Here is a 17,603-nt window from a genome sequence, read left to right as displayed (position 1 = left end):
CATCTTTCTTGATCTTCTCTAGAATTTATAGTAACATTTTTCATGGCGTTCCTTTTTATGGATGTTTTTGTTTTTTCTTTAATTAAACATTATAAAGGTGAACGCCAGTTTTTTTAATAGATTTTCCGTTTTAAAAAAAAATCTATAAAAAAGACAGATGACCTAATCGAAAAAGTGTTAACTGATTCAGGTTATCGAAGATTAAAAAAGCTGCATATCCAAACACAGATGCCTAAGAAAAAGGGTAAGAAAAATCCTTTCATTAACGAGGACAAAAAAGCAAATCAAAGCTTATCAAGAGAAAGAGTTGCTAATGAAAATGTAATTGGCGTTCTCAAAACAATTTAAAATCATAGCCGATCGGTATAGAAATAGACGTAAAAGATTTGCGCTTCGCTTCAACTTAATTGCAGCAATCTATAACTGGGAATTAAATGAGGAGTTTCGAAAGAGGTCTATTAAGGTACCAATGAAGAATTAGGGTAATTTAGCCTTTAATCGTTCGAGCCAGATGGAGCGTTGTGAGTAGGCAATCATGCAGCTAATGACCCTATCTAACGAGCTTCTCGGGTCATTAATTTCGAAATTTAAAAATGACTTTAATTTTAAAATCATTCTTTTTTATCCGTTTTCTTCCGCTAGACTGCATTCATTTTTTTCATAATTCTGCTTAACAATTGCTAACTAGATTATCAATGCCTAGATGGCTTAGGCTCTTTTATCCTCACCGTTAATCTCCTAGCGGCTGCAAATAATTGAATTTCAGCTTAAATATATTCCAAAATAAAAAAATACTATTAACGAAAACGGATAAGAATTTTCTAAAAATTTTGTTAAAATAGATATCAATTATTTAAGGCTTCTGCTACGATATCTGTTTAAACCTAACCAAAAGTTGAAGTACATGACATTTAGCGAATTAAATTTACATGCTGGGATTTTAAAAACTCTTGAAAATGAAGGGCTTACAACTCCCACCCCTATCCAATTAGAAGCTATCCCGAAAGTATTAGCGGGCTACGACTTGCGCGCATCCGCACAAACAGGCACCGGTAAAACCGCAGCTTTCCTTTTACCTGCTCTAAACCGCTTAACCACCCCCTCTGCTGTTCCTGGGCAAGGACCGCGTATATTAATTTTAGTTCCTACGCGCGAACTTGCAATGCAAGTAGCCGAGGAAGCTAGGCGTTTTAGTGCAAATTTATCAAGAGTAAAAACAGTATGCATTTACGGAGGAGCTCCTTATCCTCTACAAAACCGTGAGCTCTCACGTCCTTTTGAAATTTTAGTGGCAACGCCTGGAAGACTTATTGACCATATGAGCCGTGGCCGTATTAATTTTAATCGTATAGAAATGCTTGTGCTTGATGAAGCAGATCGTATGCTTGATATGGGATTTATCGAACCTGTGGAAAAAATATCGGCAGCTATTCCTAAACAAAGGCAAACGCTTCTTTTCTCTGCTACTCTTAAAGGAAATGTATTAAATCTTTCCAATCGTTTAATGAATAATCCTATAGAAATCAGCGTGATTTCTGAAAATTCCCGACACGAAAACATTGAGCAAAGACTACATTTCGTAGACGATATGCATCATAAAAGTCGCCTTTTGGATCACTTATTAAATGATCCATCCGTTAACCAGGCTATCATTTTTACGGCAACTAAGCGTTTTGCAGACCAACTTGTTGATATTCTGTATGAGAATGGACACCCTGCTGCAGCCTTGCATGGAGACATGAATCAAAGGCAGCGTTCAAAGACAATCATGCGTTTACGTGATGGCGAGATAAGAGTGTTGGTGGCTACCGATGTAGCAGCACGTGGTATCGATGTACAAACAATTAGCCATGTCATTAATTTTGATCTTCCTACAAATGCAGAAGATTATGTTCATCGCATAGGAAGGACAGGAAGAGCAGGGGCCAAAGGTATTGCACTTTCATTTGCAGCCTCTAAGGACATGCGTCTTGTTCGTCAAATTGAACAATTTACTGGCTATACCATTACCCCTTCAGTGATAGCTGGTATGGAGCCTAAATCAAAGCCTAGCAAGCCTTCTTCATCCTTTAAGCAAAAAAGGCCTTTTAAACCTCATTTTAAGCGTGCTCAGCGCTATTAAAAGAAGCCAAAAGCGAGGGTTCCCTAGAGTAACCCTTTCTTTTTTAAAAAGCTTTTTCCCCTCATCTACTTTAATTTCTATTTAAGCAAACCAAGCTTTATAGCTCTTAAGGGTTAAAAAGCAATTCTTGCCTACACTTCTTATCATTAAAGCTGCGATGCTCCTTTTTATTCAAACAAAGTAATCTCTACGATTGCAAATCCCTTGCAAATAATTTTTTAAGGTCGTATAAACTTATTATTTATTAATTTTTTTTAAAACATTAGTTTTTCTATGATTACCATGCTTTTATTATTTATTGGAAGTTTGCTGTTTTTGCCTTTGCAAGCTAGTCAAACTCTCCATAAGGAGATTGATCAAAAAGAATTGCATGGTAAAAGCATTGAATGGGAACAAACAGGTCTTACTCCCTGTAATGAACTCATCGTGTCCTGGGACGCTCAACGGCCTAAACATGGCTATTATCTAATTAAGATTAGCTTATTAACAGATAATAAATGGTCTCCCTGGCTCAACTATGCTTATTGGGGGTCCTCCCATCAATACACTTTTAACTGTCATCCTAGAAACTCTTCATGTAAAACCTATCAGGATGTGGCTAAGCCATTAGGTAGGAAAAAAGCTACGGGCTTTAAAATTAGAGTAGACTGTAGCGAAAGCTCTCTACTGAAAAACATGCATACGCTGCATGCCAGCTTCACTAATATTCAAGAGCACAAGGTTAGTTTTGGTTTAGCCCCACATTATTCTATTAATTTAAATGTTAAGGGATTGTCTCAAGTTACATTACCTGATGAACGCCATATGAGACTTTGTTCTCCTACCTCGACAACAGCTGTGATTAATTATTTATCACCTGGTATCCATCTATCCGCTCTAACTTTCGCCGATCATGTTAAAGATTCAGCGTTTGATATTTATGGAAATTGGTTGTTGAATACTGCTGAGGCATCTAATCTTCTCGGCCCCTCATGGCATAGCTATGTAGCCAGGCTAAATAATTTTGATCAAATTATGGAGAGTCTTAGCAGAGGCTTTCCCGTAGTAGTGAGTATAAAAGGCCCTTTAACGGGTAGTGCCTCCCCCTATAGCTCAGGTCATTTAATTGTTGTCAAAGGGTATGAAGCAGAAAAGCAGCAAGTACTATGCATGGACCCGGCTTTTCCTACTGATCAAAGCACCCTTGTAAGTTATAGTCTCAAAGATTTTCTAGTAGCCTGGAACAGAAGAAAAGGAATAGCTTATTTATTTTATAGATAAGCAAGCGATCTAATAAGTCATTTCCTTTAAAAATAAATACCCTCATCTACCCCTGTAAGCCTTCTCATAGGAAAAAGTAAACTCGATAAAGTCCTTAATCTTTTATGGATGTATTAGAAGATCATTCACTCATTATCATGAAAAATCTCACCCACGTTCGTCTGCTCATCTTTTTTTAATTATTTTTCTTGTGAATAATGTAAGTTTATTTCTAATATTTCCTAATATTTTAAGGTCGTTTCTAATTACATGGAATATTATGATGCTTATCTTTAAGGTACTTGTATGCTATTTACTCGCAGCATCTTCTTTTTTATATGGTACTCTCACACTTGAAAACTGTTATGATCTAGCTCTAAACTATAGCGAGATGATAACGGTTGCCGAGCTTAAAGCTCTAATTGAGCAAGACCGTACGCGTGAAGTTTACGGCCTACACCTTCCCCAGATGACCGCACAAATAGACTTTCTTACAAAGGGAAATTTGAAGCGGGTGCGGCATCAAGAGCGTACGAAAAATGCTCGTGTTTCTCTTGTTATTCCTCTTTACAACTTTGGGCATTCAACCCACACAATTAACGCCCAAAAAAGTAGAGAAGAGTCATCTTTTATTAAAATGACTACAGCTCGCCAAAAGATTCTACACGCTACCAATCATGCTTATTTTACTTTAGCAGAAGCACAAAAAATTATCTTAATCATTAAAGAATCCATCCGCTCTTTAAAAGGCCAATTACGAATCAGCAAAGATTTTGCAGAACAAGGTCTTATTCATGAAAATGAAATTTTAGTAGTAGAATTAGAATTAGCTCTCAGGCAGCAAGATTTATTGCAAGCTCAGAGTAATGTATCCATAGCAGCTACCCAACTAAATCGCTTAATTGGATACCCTTTAGATCGGCAGACTGTAGTTATAGATCTGCTTGAGCCAATACCTTATCATGCAAATCTTAACCAGCTATTAGAAGAAGCACGAAGCAATCACCCTCATTTAAAAGCCCTACAAGCAGATATTAAAGCCGCTCGCTCTACCCTTACAGCCGAGAAAGGAAAGCTCTACCCTTCAATTTATGGCTATACGAATTATAGTACCTCTGATAACTATGCTCTACCCTATCGACATGGTCTAGATGCGGGCATAGGCATCCAATTATCTCTCTACGATGGGGGGTCCACATGGGCAAAGCTTAGACGCTTAAGAAAAGAGATGTGTGAACTAGAACAGCAATATATTGCCGCAGAAAAAGATATGGAGCTATATATACGTACAGCTTTCTCTACTGTTGAAAATACCATTCAGAAGATTCCTCTTGCTTTAAAAACTATCCAGGTTGCTGAACACAATCTGACTCTGGTAAAAAATCACTTTGCTGAAGGTCTTATCACTAATGAAGATCTTATGATAGACGAAGAAAAACTGCTACACGCGCGCCATAATTATTATCAAACGCTCTGCCAATATTATAAAGCTAAAGCCGATCTGGCTTATGCTGCCGGCCTCAATTTTTTATAAGCAAGGAAGTAAACATGACGAGAAATAAATTTGTTCATTTTCTTTTTATGACCTTAATCATTCAAGGCTCATTAAAAGGAGAAGAAATTTGCGCAATAGGACATATACAGCCTTCTTCTAAAAGCTTAATGGGAGCCCAGGTATCAGGAAGGGTTGAAAAAGTTTTAGTCGAAGTGGGAGACAAAGTAGTAAAAAACCAGCCTTTAGTTCAACTAGATAAAAATTATTACGAGATAGAATTAGCGCTAAAAACAGCGGCATTGGAAGGAGCTAGAGTGGAGCTGTCTGATGCCGAGAAAAATTTCCTCCGCATGCAAAAGCTATGGGAAAGGCCAGATGGACAATTACCTTCTATTCCTTTAAAAAAATATGAAGAAGCCAAAAGCAAATACGATCATTCTCTTATTCATGTAAAACAATTTCAAGAAGACTTAAAGCGTGCTCAGTTATATTGGGAAGAAACTACTATTAAGGCTCCTTTTGAGGGAATTATTACAAAAAAACTTGTAGATATGGGGGAATACATTACCGTGCAACCTGTCACCAGCATGGTTGAAATCCAAGCTTTGAATCCTCTTTATCTTGAATTTTCTATTCCACAAGTGTATGCATCTACCCTAAGATTGGGTACTCCTCTTAGCTTCGAAATTGATGGAACCCATTTAGATTGCAATCACGCTCAAATAGATCTTTTTTATCCAACTCTAGATGAAACTACACACTCATTGCGGTGTCGAGCCATCCTTGATAACAGTGATTATAAAATTCGCCCCGGATCTCTTGCCCGAGTAATCATTAAAGCAGGTCAAGTAGCTAATAACCCTTAATTTGAGGAACACAAACCGTGATTTTGTCTGACCTATCGATCAAGCGACCGACTTTTATTTCTATGATTACCTTTGGCTTAGCAATTTTTGGGTTACTTGCCTATAAAGAGCTTGGCGTAGATCTTTACCCTAAAATCGACTTTCCTATCATCACCATTATTTCATCTCTTCCTGGTGCTGACCCCGAAAGCATAGAAAAAACAGTTACCGAGGTTATCGAAGAAGCCGTTGCTACCCTTAACTCTATTAAGCATCTTCGCTCGACTAGCGCTGAAGGGATATCTCAAGTAGTGGTAGAATTCGATTTAGAAAAAAACATTGATATTGCCTATCAAGAAATACAAGCTAAGTTAGGGACAATTAGAAAAGAGCTACCAAGCGATCTTCAAGAGATAGTGATAGGAAAATTTGATATTGACTCAGCTCCTATTATGGCTCTCCTTATTTCTGGAGATTTACCTATTCAGCAATTATCTTACCTTGCAGATAAGAGCATAAAAGATAAACTTCAACAAGTCTCAGGAGTAGGCCAAATTAAACTAATTGGTAAACAAGAACGTACCATTTGGATCTCCTTAGACCCTTATAAAATGGAAGGATTTTCTGTCACCGTGCAAGATATTTCCACTGCTCTTAAAGCCCAACATATTGAGCTGCCAGGCGGGCGTATATCTTCTTCTACGCACGAATTGGCCGTTAAGACAAAAGCTGAGTGGGAAGAGATAAAAAATTTGAAGGATATTGTTGTCGCTTACCGCCATGGTTATCCTGTGACACTGACTGATATAGGACATATTGAAGATGGGTGGGAAGAGCCAAGAACTTTAGCTAGATTAAATCATCAACAAGCTATTGCTCTTCTTATTACAAGGCAGTCTGGCACAAATACAGTGAATGTAGCTCAAGCTCTTAAAAAAACTATTGGAGAGATTCAGCAAGAGCTAAGGCCCCAAGGCATTAATATAGAGATTGCGCAAGATCTGTCCCTCTTCATTGAACATTCTATGAAAGACATTAATTTTCACCTAATGTTTGGCGGCCTATTAGCGGTCATCATCGTTTTCTTATTCTTAGGAGACTTAAAGATTACAATGATTAGCGCTTTAGCAATTCCTATAAGCGTTATTTTAACTTTTATTCTTTTACGTATAGTAGGCTTCACACTAAACAATATGACCATGCTAGCTCTGTCTTTATCTATTGGAATTTTAATAGATGATGCTATCGTAGTCGTGGAAAACATCTATCGCCATTTAAAAAGGGGTAAATCTGCTAAAGAAGCTGCAGCAATAGGTACTCAAGAGATTGGATTAGCTGCTTTTGCTATTACAATGTCTATCGTCGCTGTGTTTTTGCCTGTCGCCTTTATGAAAGGTATTATTGGCCGCTTTTTCTACCAGTTCGGTATCACAGTAACCTTTGCTGTTTTAATTAGTCTTTTCGTTGCCTTCACACTCACCCCCATGCTTGCTTCTCGTTTCCTTACCTTACACATGTCCACAGGCAAGCTAGCATTAAGCATGGAAAGAATACTCGATAGCTTGGATAGAGTTTACACAAAACTTTTATCAAAAGCTCTTAACTACAGCAAGACCACTCTCCTGCTAGCCATTAGCTTACTTATAGGCACTTTATTTTTAGGAAAATACATTCGCTCTGAATTTATTCCTTTAGAAGATCGCAGCGAGTTTTTTATCAAAGTTAAAGTTCCTTTAGGTTCCTCATTAGTTGTGACTGATGAGGCCATACGAAAAATCCTTCAAGATATTTCTCCTCAACCCTGGGTTAAGTATACTTTCACTACTATAGGAAGCGATAGTTTCAATAGAGTAAATGAGGGCACTGTATATGTCAAAATGACCGATAAAGAAAGCCGCTCTTTAAGTCAAGCAGAAGCGATGAAGTTTGCTCGTGAGAAATTATCTTCTTTACCTCATATTATAACAAGTATAGAGCCAGTTCCTGCAATAGGGGGCGGTGGGCGAAGAAATGCTGCCATTCAACTAGATATCAAGGGTGCAAACCTTGAAAAGATTGACCAGATTGCTAATCAGATCAAAAATCATTTAGAAGAAACTTCTGGTTATGTAGATGTAGACACATCCTATGAAAAAGGTAAACCTGAGATCGAAATTTCTATTAAACGAGATGAAGCAACTGCTTTAGGGGTCTTACCTATCTTTATCGCCCAGGAAATTAAAGCTCTCGTGGGCGGCTTAGAGGTCAGTAAATTCCGTAGCAATGGAGAACGTTATAATATCAGCCTGCGACTAAGTGAAGAATTTCGTAACAAGCCCCAAGATATTTTCCAACTTTCTGTAAAAAATAATAAAGGAAAATTAATCAAACTAAGTAACCTAGTCAATATTAAAGAGAAGCAGGGACCTGTCCAGATTAATCGCTATAATCGCGCAAGATTTATTTCTGTTTTCAGTAATCTACAAGAAGGAAAAAAAGTTCTTGGCGACGCTATTAACGAAATAAATAGCTTTATATCCCAAATAAAAATGCCTCTAGGTTACCGTACAAGTTTTTCAGGCGCTGCAGAATCGATGAAAGAATCTTTTCAGCATTTAATTTTTGCTTTACTGCTGGCCGTAGTCATCATCTATATGGTTCTCGCTTCTCAATTTGAGAGTTTTGTACAACCTTTAGTTATTATGCTATCGCTTCCCTTCTCTATCATAGGAGCCTTAGGAATACTGATCATAACGGATATGACACTAAGCATTTTTACAATTATAGGCATTATTATGTTGCTAGGATTGGTAACAAAAAATGCCATTTTACTTGTTGACTACATCAACACCTTAAGAACACAAGAGGGAATGGATAGAAAAGAGGCTATAATGCTAGCAGGTCCTACCCGGCTACGTCCTATTCTAATGACCACATTAGCCATGATTTTTGGAATGCTACCTATTGCCCTAGGCCATGGGCCTGGCTCTGAATCCCAAGCCCCTATGGCTATGGCTATTATCGGAGGCCTTTCAACCTCTATGCTACTCACCCTGATTATTGTGCCCATTGCTTATTTGATTGCCGAGGAGCTACCTGGAAAGACAAGCCAACTTTTTAAGAAACTTTGTAAACTTAAGGCTCGCTTAACAAAAAGCTCTTAAACAAGGATCTATGTATACTTGCTTCTGTAATGCTGCTTAGGAAAATAAAATTTAACTTACTCTACTTATCTTATCTCGGCAGAAAGATTGATAAGCTGGCTTATACTTAAAAAAAACCTCACAGCGGATTACTGTCTAAAATAACGCAAGTTAGAGGATAATGAAATAGCTGAAAAAAAGATCGTCACATGGCTAAAAGTATTTTACAAAAAAGCTTTAAACGTGGGAGATCAAAAATAAAGGAAGGGGATTGTAATAATTTTTCGTAAGAGTAGCTAGAACATATAAAGATGACCATGTCCAATATATTCTACCTTCTAAAGAAATTATGTCTGTAAAACCAAAAAGCAATTAACCCCGTTTCCAAGCTGATTTTCTTCAGCCACTTTCCGCTAACAACTCATAGCTTATTTTTCATCTCTTGGGGTAAGCCTTACGGCAAGCGATTAATTAATTCCTTAAAAGGCTAGGGAGTGACCCTAGCAAAAAAATTCCCGAAAGGTATCATCAAAGAGCGCAACTACCTTTTGTCCTCTTAAATCAGCAAGCCCACATGATCTTCTTTCTATAAAATGAGCAATAGCAGCCGTAATGTTGCCTCCTACTACCTCTCCAAAAAGTATAATCAAAAAATAAATGCCATAAAAGGAGAGACGCATCGCTTACCTCTTTGAGGGTCTAATATCTGCTAAGTTAGATTTTATGCTTTCTTTAAATTAATTCCTTCTGGTAACTCAGCAAAGTTTTACCAGTAGTCCTTTTCATTGTCATTGTTACCTTTTTCTTAAAAGAAGGAATGGATTTTACATCATATAACGTCAAATCTATGGCATCAATCAATTTTTTTTCATCCAGACTTTCTAGATCTTACCTTAGAGAGAACTAAGCTTTTAAAGAATATTACCATAAATTTATTTGCTTTTACCTAATCCCTAGGTTTTAAATCCTTTTGAAGCTGTTGGCTAGAATGCCTAAGTGCCCGGCTATCCTGCTAGACAGCGAAGGACTTCCGGGTCGTTCCTCAGCTTTTCGCTAGCGTACTTAAGCGCTAGGCCGTATTGCTTAACAGCCGTAATGACAACTTCCCTATCATTTCGAAGCTCTTCGCTAGCATATTCAAGCGCTGAACCGTCTTGCTGGACAGCCGCAAGGACGATTTCCTTGTCGTTCCTCAGCTTTTCGCTAGCGTGCCTAAGCGCCCAGCCCCATTCCTGAACAGCCGCAAGGACGATTTCCTTGTCGTTCCTCAGCTTTTCGCTAGCGTGCCTAAGATCATTACCGTGTTGCCGAACAACCGCAAGAAAGAATTTTCTATCATTTCGAAGATCTTCGCCAGCATATTCAAGCGCCCAGCTACATTTCTGAACAGCGGCAAGAACGACTTGCTTAACGTCTCGAAGCTTTGGACTAGCATATTTAAGGGCCTTACCGTCTTGCTGAACAGCGGAAAGAACAACTTGCTTAACGTTTCGAAGCTTTGGACTAGCATATTTAAGGGCCTTACCGTTTTGCTGAACAGCAGCAAGAACAACTTGCTTAACGTTTCGAAGCTCTGGACTAGCATATTTAAGGGCCATACCATTATGCTGAACAGACCGAATTGCAGCGCACAGAGCGTCTTTATCATCCTCTTTACTAGGAGCAAAATTCCAAATCCCAACGAGTATATTTCCCAACACCGGAATCAACAAAATCGCGCAACGCTTAAAAGTTTTTTGTTTGAGGTGAGTATAATAAGGGTTTCTAGAAAGATTTTCTTTTTCCTTTAAAGGTAAGACAATTACTTTTTGGAAGATGTTGACTAAATTAACCACCGTACTGGCGATAGGTATGTAATCAGCCTTATGATCAATAAATAGGCATGCTTTAGATAGAAAATTTATTACCATGGTATTCTCGGTGTGTATTCTTTTATAAAGAGTATGATTTTCTCAAAAAAACTAGAACATGTTTCCCTAATTGATTGACCTATCAACCTATCAAATAAATAAGCTTGTTTAAAAACTAAACTTTAATTGGTTGATTAATTAAATGTATTAGGTAAGATATTAAAATAAATTATACTAATTAATAGTTTTTTTAGCTAGGATAATGATTCTTTTCTTCGGGGCAGGATGTTTTGATGAGAATATTTGATAAACACCTTGCCTAGTAATCCTCTCAAATAATTGGGTGCATAAGCGGCACTTCGTCTAGCATCTGCCCTTCCTCACTGCGAATCAAAAGTTCTTATTATGTATAATAGATTCTTATTCTTATAATAAATTTTCACCACACAAACCTCCCCAGAGCCGCAAACTTTACCACCTACCTTTCTCTTCTAAGGATATTTTATTCCTATTCCCCTGTAGGAGATAGTATGATCAGCAGACTATCGTCTGTTTTTGCTACGTTTTTAGGATCCTTAATTTGCTGCTTTACAACTTCCAATTTTTCCTCTATTTCTTTTAGCTGGGCTTTCAAATCATTAGCGTTTTCTTCCTCTGGAGACCTGTTTATCTTATGATGAATTTCTATCATCTGCTGCTGTAAATCTCTCGCTTGTGTAACAACTTGATGCTGAGGATCTGTGATAAATTTAATATAATTATTTAGACGCTGGGCAATTTTTTCGTTATCGACAGAGGTGTCTATCACCTCATCTTTTGTAAATCTTTTCAAGTCCTCTGCTGTTGGCAAAGTAGGAGGATCTTTATCTAACCAGGGCTGCCCCTCTCTTTTTAGCTCTTCTAGGGATAAATCAAATTTCGAACTAAAGATAATGAGAGGGAGAATCAATTCTAGTTGTTTTTTTACCTCTGCTGCTCCCTCTTCAGAAGAAAGTCCTTCTAGATTTCCTGCATAAATATTATCCGCAAGGCCGTCACTAGCTAAGATAACGATATCATCGCGATTTACTTCTGCCGAAAAAGTTGAAATTTTCTCCAAATCACTTTTTTGCATTTCCCCTACTTGAAGGGCCCCTCCCGAATCTGCATGATCCATAGGATTTTGTTTAGTGATGGTGTTAAGCTGCTTTGCGGTGCCTTGAGCACGATTAACACTAACGGCTATTGTGTCCCCAATAGCCCCTCCATTGACTAGATAAACATCACTACGATCAGCAATATTCGCAAAAGTTGCAAATACAGCTGTAGCTGCCTTTGCATAAGTGTTATCATCTACCTTGACAGATTTTGAGGCGTTTACAAAAACTTCTTTTGTTAGCTCTTCTAATACAGTTGGCTCAAGGTTTTTATTAAGGCTGCCCTTTCTTATGAATGTTTCCATGCTTTTTGTGAAGGCTTGAGCTGCTTTCATTACATATTCCCCTGAGGAGGAGCCATCACAAACTATCCCATAATTTTTTCCATTCAGCTGCCCTGCTGCGCCTCTGTCCATGTTTCTAAAAATTTGTTCAGTTGGGGAGCCTTTAATCTTATATTCATTAGCAGGAACTGTACTCTCATGATACATCACCCGTGACTTACCTGCGGATACTTTTAGCCCTTGCGAGCCGTTATCATCATTTGTTCCTATTTTTTTAAAATAAATATCTTGGGTGTATTCTTGATCTTTTGCACTCAGGCTATTAAAAAAATTTTCATACGCTTGCTCAGCTTTTACGGTTACAGAAAATCCAAAAGTTTTACTAAAAAGGTGTTGAATCTGTCTTAGAATTCCTCCTTTTTTGATTTCTTGACGATGCTCATCGACCGCTGTCTTTAAATCAGCTAAAATTTTTGGATGCTTGTCTTTATCTTCGGTACTGATAGAAAGATTAGTTCGATTAAGAACTTCTCTAAGCTTTTCACGATTAGGGGTTTGTTCTGATACTGTTGTTCGGATTACTGCCGTGTTACTAAAACTTCTTTGATCCGTAGCTTTGGATGGTACTTCTATATTCTTTTGCAGCTGGCTAGTTTTTACTATCACTTGAGGATGGGCAAGAGAAAGGCCGGGAATTGCTTGAGGATTAGAAGAGGAGCTTTTCTGAACCTCTTGTTGATTATAAAGACGATTGGTCTGCCAATTATCATGGGTAGGGGATCTTTCTTTGTTGAAGATATTCATATTCTCCTCCTAAATGCTAACTTAATCATCTTGTAAATAAACTTTTTTAATAACTATGCAATAATCATGCCATTCCTTAATAATTCTATTAACCAGGAAGAAGCTTAACTAAAAAAGCCTGGTAAAAAGCTTCCGATCTCATTTTTTTATTATTTGAAGGAAGTTTACTGGCATATTTTTGTCTGATTATTTAGGATGAATTTTATAACTAATACTTGCGAGGTTTGCTGTGCTTGAAATAGCTGATATTGAAAGATTTCTTGGAGCTGAAGCTGATTCTTTACTCCACTACCAATGTAAAAAAGTTTCCAAAGAGGCACTTCATTTGCCCGGGCCAGAGTGGTTAAGTAAAATTCATGGTGTTAGCGATCGTCCCGTACGTGTACTTGCCAGCCTTCAAGCGCTCTTTAATCATGGGCGCTTGGGAGGAACAGGATATCTTTCCATCCTTCCTGTTGATCAGGGTATCGAACATTCAGCAGGTGCTACTTTTGCTCCTAACCCTATCTATTTTGATCCGCAAAATATTATGAAATTAGCTTTAGAAAGTGGCTGTAATGCGGTAGCTTCAACCTTAGAAACATTAGGACTTGTCGCACGAAAATATGCACATCGACTTCCTTTTATAGCAAAAATTAATCATAATGAGCTTCTTAGCTATCCTAACCGTTATGACCAAATTCTTTTCGGAAATGTTAAGCAAGCTTGGAATATGGGAGCAATGGCCGTAGGTGCCACCATTTATTTTGGTGCAACAGAAAGTAATCGTCAGATTAAGGAAATTAGTGAGGCTTTTTCACAGGCGCATGAATTAGGCATGGCTACCATTCTTTGGTGTTATTTACGTAACCCAGCTTTTAAAGTCGATGGCATAGATTACCATGAGAGTGCTGACCTCACAGGCCAGGCCAATCATCTGGGAGCAACCATTGGAGCAGACATTGTAAAACAAAAATTACCTCTTAATAATGGGGGCTATAAAGCTCTAAATAAAGATAAGAAAGGCAGTTACGGCAAATATGCTGAAGCTATGTACACAAACCTTTGTACTGATCACCCTATCGATCTTTGCCGTTATCAAGTATTAAATGGCTATAGCGGCCGTGTGGGGCTTATCAATTCAGGAGGAGCTTCTTTAGGGCAAAAAAACTTGGAAGAAGCAGTTCGTACAGCTGTGATTAACAAAAGAGCTGGAGGGATGGGCCTAATCAGTGGACGTAAAACTTTTCAATGCCCTCTTGACGAAGGCGTAAAAATCTTCCATGCCATACAAGATGTATATCTAAACAAAGCTATTACTATTGCCTAGCAAAGAGTTTAAAAGAGATCAGGAAAAATTTAAGTTATCGAAAAGGTTAAAAGATAAAAAGATATTCAACAGTTTGCACCCTCATAAATTTTAAGGAGATAGGCACTAAAAAGGATTAGGAAAGGATCTAATAAAGCCGAATTTGCGCTGCGAAAAATTTTTTAGCGATTTGGCTTTCAATGAACACTGCTTATTAATGGAGAGTCTATTGTTTCTTATGCATGGACTTCTCCAACATATTCTGATAGGCAAGTAGATTAGTATGCCTAACTTGCTCATAAATTTCTGATTTTTTTTTTAGATTTTTTTATCTGCTCTTTAAGTAAACCTACATGATAAATAAAGAGCTTTTAAGGGGCAAAAAAAGCCTCTATTATAAAATTTAATCCGGTAAAAAAGCTATGCCTAGCTTTAAAAATTTGATGATCTCTTTAGTCGTCTCCTCATTTCTTTGAAATCTAGTTTTTTTAAATCGATGATGCGCAAAAAGCTAGCCAAAAGCTTAAAAGACCGCATTTTTCTAGATAGCTTAAGAGTTAGATTTTTATCGAGCTTTATGGACACTCGATGCTTTAAGTTCATTAGCAAGAAGAGCTATAGCCTAATAAAAATTATTAGTAGATTACCTTCAAAGAGCAAAAGAATTTAAAGTTAAAATATAAAATTTAAAGCCTATTTAGGCAGCTTTTCAATTTAATTTATTTACTTTTATAACCACTAAGATTTTATAAATAAATAGCTTAAATATTTAATCTTGCACAATTGAGCTGTAAAATGCAAAATGCAGTCTTATAGATAGAAGGTAGAAGATATGAAGCTTGCGCAGATAGCATGGATAGCTTTTTTTTTGATGGGTGTAGCATGGAGTGAAGTGAATGTCAGCGATGCATCAAAAATGAATTTCCTGGCCGAGCCTCAAAAACTTATCCTTCCTTATGGATTACCTGAAATTCCTTGGCCTAAAGATAACCCTTATCATGCAAAAAAAGCAGAGTTAGGACGGCTTTTATATTTTGATACTAGGCTCTCATCAGATGGAACTGTTTCTTGTGCAAGCTGTCATGCGCCCTCTGAAGGTTTTTCAGACCGCAGACCTGTATCCATAGGAATTAAAGGACGATACGGTAGCCGCCACTCGATGACTATTATCAATTCCGCCTATCAACCTTTACTATTTTGGGACGGTAGAGCTAAAACTCTTGAAGAACAAAGTAAAGGGCCTATTGCCAATCCTAAAGAGATGACTTTAGCCGATAACCCTCATGAGGCCCATTGGCAATGCCAAGAACGTGTAAAAAACATTGCAGGCTATCGCCTTCTCTTTAAAGAAGTATTTTACAATGAAGAGTGTACAATAGATGATATTGCCAAAGCTCTTTCTACATTTGAACGTACCCTTTTATCTGGAAATTCTCCTTATGATCGCTACATTAAAGGTGACAAATCAGCCATGAACGCTGAGCAAGTGAATGGTTATCAAGTGTTTTTATCAAAAGGATGTATTGATTGTCATCATGGAGTTAATTTTAGCAGCGGAGATTTTGCTAACATTGGGATAGGGATGGCTTCTTCTAAGCCAGACTTAGGACGCTATGAAATAACAAAAAGAGATAAAGATTGGGGAGCTTTTAAAGTACCTATCCTCAGAGAAATAGTTAGCAATCATCCTTATATGCACGATGGAAGCCTTAAGACTCTAGAGGAAGTGATTGAGTATTATGATAAAGGAGGCACGCCTAATCCTAACCTGCACCCTTTGATGAAGCCCTTACATCTTAAAGAAGAAGAAAAAAAAGCTCTTCTTAGTTTCTTAAAAGCCCTCGATGGTGAAGGTTGGCAGCACATTCAATCGCCTTCGACTTTTCCTGAATAGTAGTGTTTCTATGGGTCTACTTTAAGAGGCTCAGTAGGATAAAAATATTAGAGGAATTTAGTTGATTTATTCGTCCCTCTAATAATAAAAAATGATTAAAAAGGTTATAAACATGAGCAAGCCAAAAGTTGTAATTGTGGGAGGAGGATTTGGTGGCCTTAATGCTGCTAAAGCTTTAAAAAAAGCAGCAGTAGACATCTTACTACTTGATAAAACTAATCATCACCTTTTCCAACCACTTTTATATCAAGTGGCCAGCGCTGCACTATCGCCAGCTAATATTGCTTCACCTATTCGTACCATCTTCTCTAAACAAGAGAACGTAACAGTTCTTTTAGCCAACATTACCGCCGTAGATAAAGAAAAAAAGGTAGTAATAGCAGAGAATGGGGAAACTTATAATTATGATTATTTAATCCTTGCTCCAGGCTCTCAGCATACCTATTTTGGACATGCAGAATGGGAAGTATTTGCCCCTGGTTTAAAAACATTGCAGGACGCCATAAGAATTAGAGAACGTATTCTTTTAAGTTTTGAAAGAGCCGAAAGATGCACCAAACCTGAGGAAACCTTAAAATTTTTACAATTCGTCATTGTGGGTGCAGGTCCTACAGGAGTAGAAATGGCAGGCGCGATTGCTGAAATTGCTCATACCTCTTTAATCCATAATTTTCGTCATATTAACCCTGAGCACGCACGTGTTTATTTGATTGAAGGCTCTGAACAAATACTATCTAGCTTTCCTAAAGATTTAGCCGAAAAAGCAGCTATAGATTTAAGAAAGCTGGGAGTGGAAATAATTTTAAAAACCAGGGTAACAGAAATAACTTCTGAAGGAGTAAGAATAGGAGATAAATTTATCGACAGTCGTAATGTCATTTGGGCGGCCGGTAACCAAACTTCTCCTTTATTAGATACATTGGAAGTCATGCAAGATCATTCCGGACGAATACATGTCAACAATGATTTATCTGTCCCTGGTTATCCAGAGATATTTGTAATTGGCGATGCTGCTCTTCTCTTAGACAGGGCAGGTCTTCCTTTGCCGGGTATAGCTCCCGTGGCCATCCAACAAAGCCATTACGTGGCTAAGCTTATAAGAAAGAATATTTGTGGCAAACAAAGAAAACCTTTCAAATACTTTGACAAAGGAATGATGGCAACAATTGGAAAAGCAAAAGCCGTAGCGGTCATAGGAAAATTAAAAATCTCAGGCTTTATTGCCTGGCTAGCATGGTGTTTTATCCATATCCATTTCCTTATCAGCTTTGCCAACCGAGTAGTGGTTATGCTCAACTGGTTTTATTTATATTGTCGTAATCAGCGTTGCATACGGCTTATTACTCGTCCCCTAACTGATAAAGATGAACCCCTTCGTTGATCAAACCTTTAAATTTTTTTAGCTTTTCAAGCAATACTACCTTAGCCAATAGGCACACATTTATCTTTGAGAGAATAAATGGTCGTACGCGTTCACTTAAGGCTTTAAGCCACTAAAAAGGCTATCCTAGCCAATTGTTTTAC

10 protein-coding genes and 1 pseudogene are annotated in these 17,603 nt (G+C 37.6%); 9 read left to right on the top strand and 2 right to left on the bottom strand.

From position 1 onward, the window contains the following. Nucleotides 1–171: 171 nt before the first annotated feature. From TY21_RS11420 to TY21_RS03450, 6 genes and pseudogenes are all read left to right on the top strand, one after another. Nucleotides 172–481: pseudogene (locus TY21_RS11420) on the top strand (transposase family protein); the annotation flags it as partial. 423 nt (nt 482–904) lie between these two features. Further along, complete coding sequence (locus tag TY21_RS03470) at nt 905–2,122, top strand: DEAD/DEAH box helicase (RefSeq protein WP_079979978.1); 1,218 nt, start codon at nt 905–907, stop codon at nt 2,120–2,122. 282 nt (nt 2,123–2,404) lie between these two features. Then, the gene (locus TY21_RS03465; RefSeq protein ID WP_042242830.1) at nt 2,405–3,382 is read left to right on the top strand and encodes a C39 family peptidase; all 978 of its coding nucleotides are present in this window, start codon (nt 2,405–2,407) and stop codon (nt 3,380–3,382) included. Nucleotides 3,383–3,641: 259 nt separating this feature from the next. Further along, nucleotides 3,642–4,895, top strand: a complete 1,254-nt coding sequence (locus TY21_RS03460) for a TolC family protein (RefSeq protein ID WP_042242818.1) — start codon at nt 3,642–3,644, stop codon at nt 4,893–4,895. Between the two features lie 14 nt (nt 4,896–4,909). After that, a complete protein-coding gene (locus TY21_RS03455) occupies nt 4,910–5,722 on the top strand; it encodes an efflux RND transporter periplasmic adaptor subunit (protein ID WP_042242815.1) in 813 nt (270 codons plus the stop codon). 17 nt (nt 5,723–5,739) lie between these two features. Further along, nucleotides 5,740–8,844, top strand: a complete 3,105-nt coding sequence (locus tag TY21_RS03450; RefSeq protein ID WP_130589512.1) for an efflux RND transporter permease subunit — start codon at nt 5,740–5,742, stop codon at nt 8,842–8,844. 983 nt (nt 8,845–9,827) lie between these two features. On the opposite strand, the gene TY21_RS03445 is transcribed toward TY21_RS03450, so the two are convergent. Both TY21_RS03445 and TY21_RS03440 read right to left on the bottom strand, forming a co-directional pair. Further along, a complete protein-coding gene (locus TY21_RS03445; RefSeq protein WP_042242806.1) occupies nt 9,828–10,733 on the bottom strand; it encodes a DUF4116 domain-containing protein in 906 nt (301 codons plus the stop codon). Nucleotides 10,734–11,181: 448 nt separating this feature from the next. Next, a complete protein-coding gene (locus TY21_RS03440) occupies nt 11,182–12,897 on the bottom strand; it encodes a hypothetical protein (protein ID WP_042242804.1) in 1,716 nt (571 codons plus the stop codon). Between the two features lie 229 nt (nt 12,898–13,126). On the opposite strand from TY21_RS03440, the gene TY21_RS03435 reads away from it, so the two are divergent. The 3 genes from TY21_RS03435 to TY21_RS03425 all read left to right on the top strand — a co-directional run bounded on the left by TY21_RS03435 (nt 13,127) and on the right by TY21_RS03425 (nt 17,460). Beyond that, nucleotides 13,127–14,206: a class I fructose-bisphosphate aldolase gene (locus tag TY21_RS03435; RefSeq protein WP_079979977.1), complete on the top strand. Its 1,080-nt coding sequence runs from the start codon at nt 13,127–13,129 to the stop codon at nt 14,204–14,206. Nucleotides 14,207–15,017: 811 nt separating this feature from the next. Beyond that, on the top strand, nt 15,018–16,079 hold the full coding sequence (locus TY21_RS03430) for a cytochrome-c peroxidase (RefSeq protein ID WP_052354604.1): 1,062 nt from the start codon (nt 15,018–15,020) through the stop codon (nt 16,077–16,079). A 112-nt stretch (nt 16,080–16,191) separates the two neighbouring features. After that, a complete protein-coding gene (locus TY21_RS03425) occupies nt 16,192–17,460 on the top strand; it encodes an NAD(P)/FAD-dependent oxidoreductase (protein ID WP_042242800.1) in 1,269 nt (422 codons plus the stop codon). Nucleotides 17,461–17,603 lie beyond the last annotated feature (143 nt).

This window comes from Neochlamydia sp. S13, from assembly GCF_000648235.2.
Classification (GTDB): Bacteria; Chlamydiota; Chlamydiia; order Chlamydiales; family Parachlamydiaceae; genus Neochlamydia.
The sequence above is the reverse complement of the archived record's forward strand: the minus strand, read 5'-3'. Positions and strand labels throughout refer to the sequence as shown.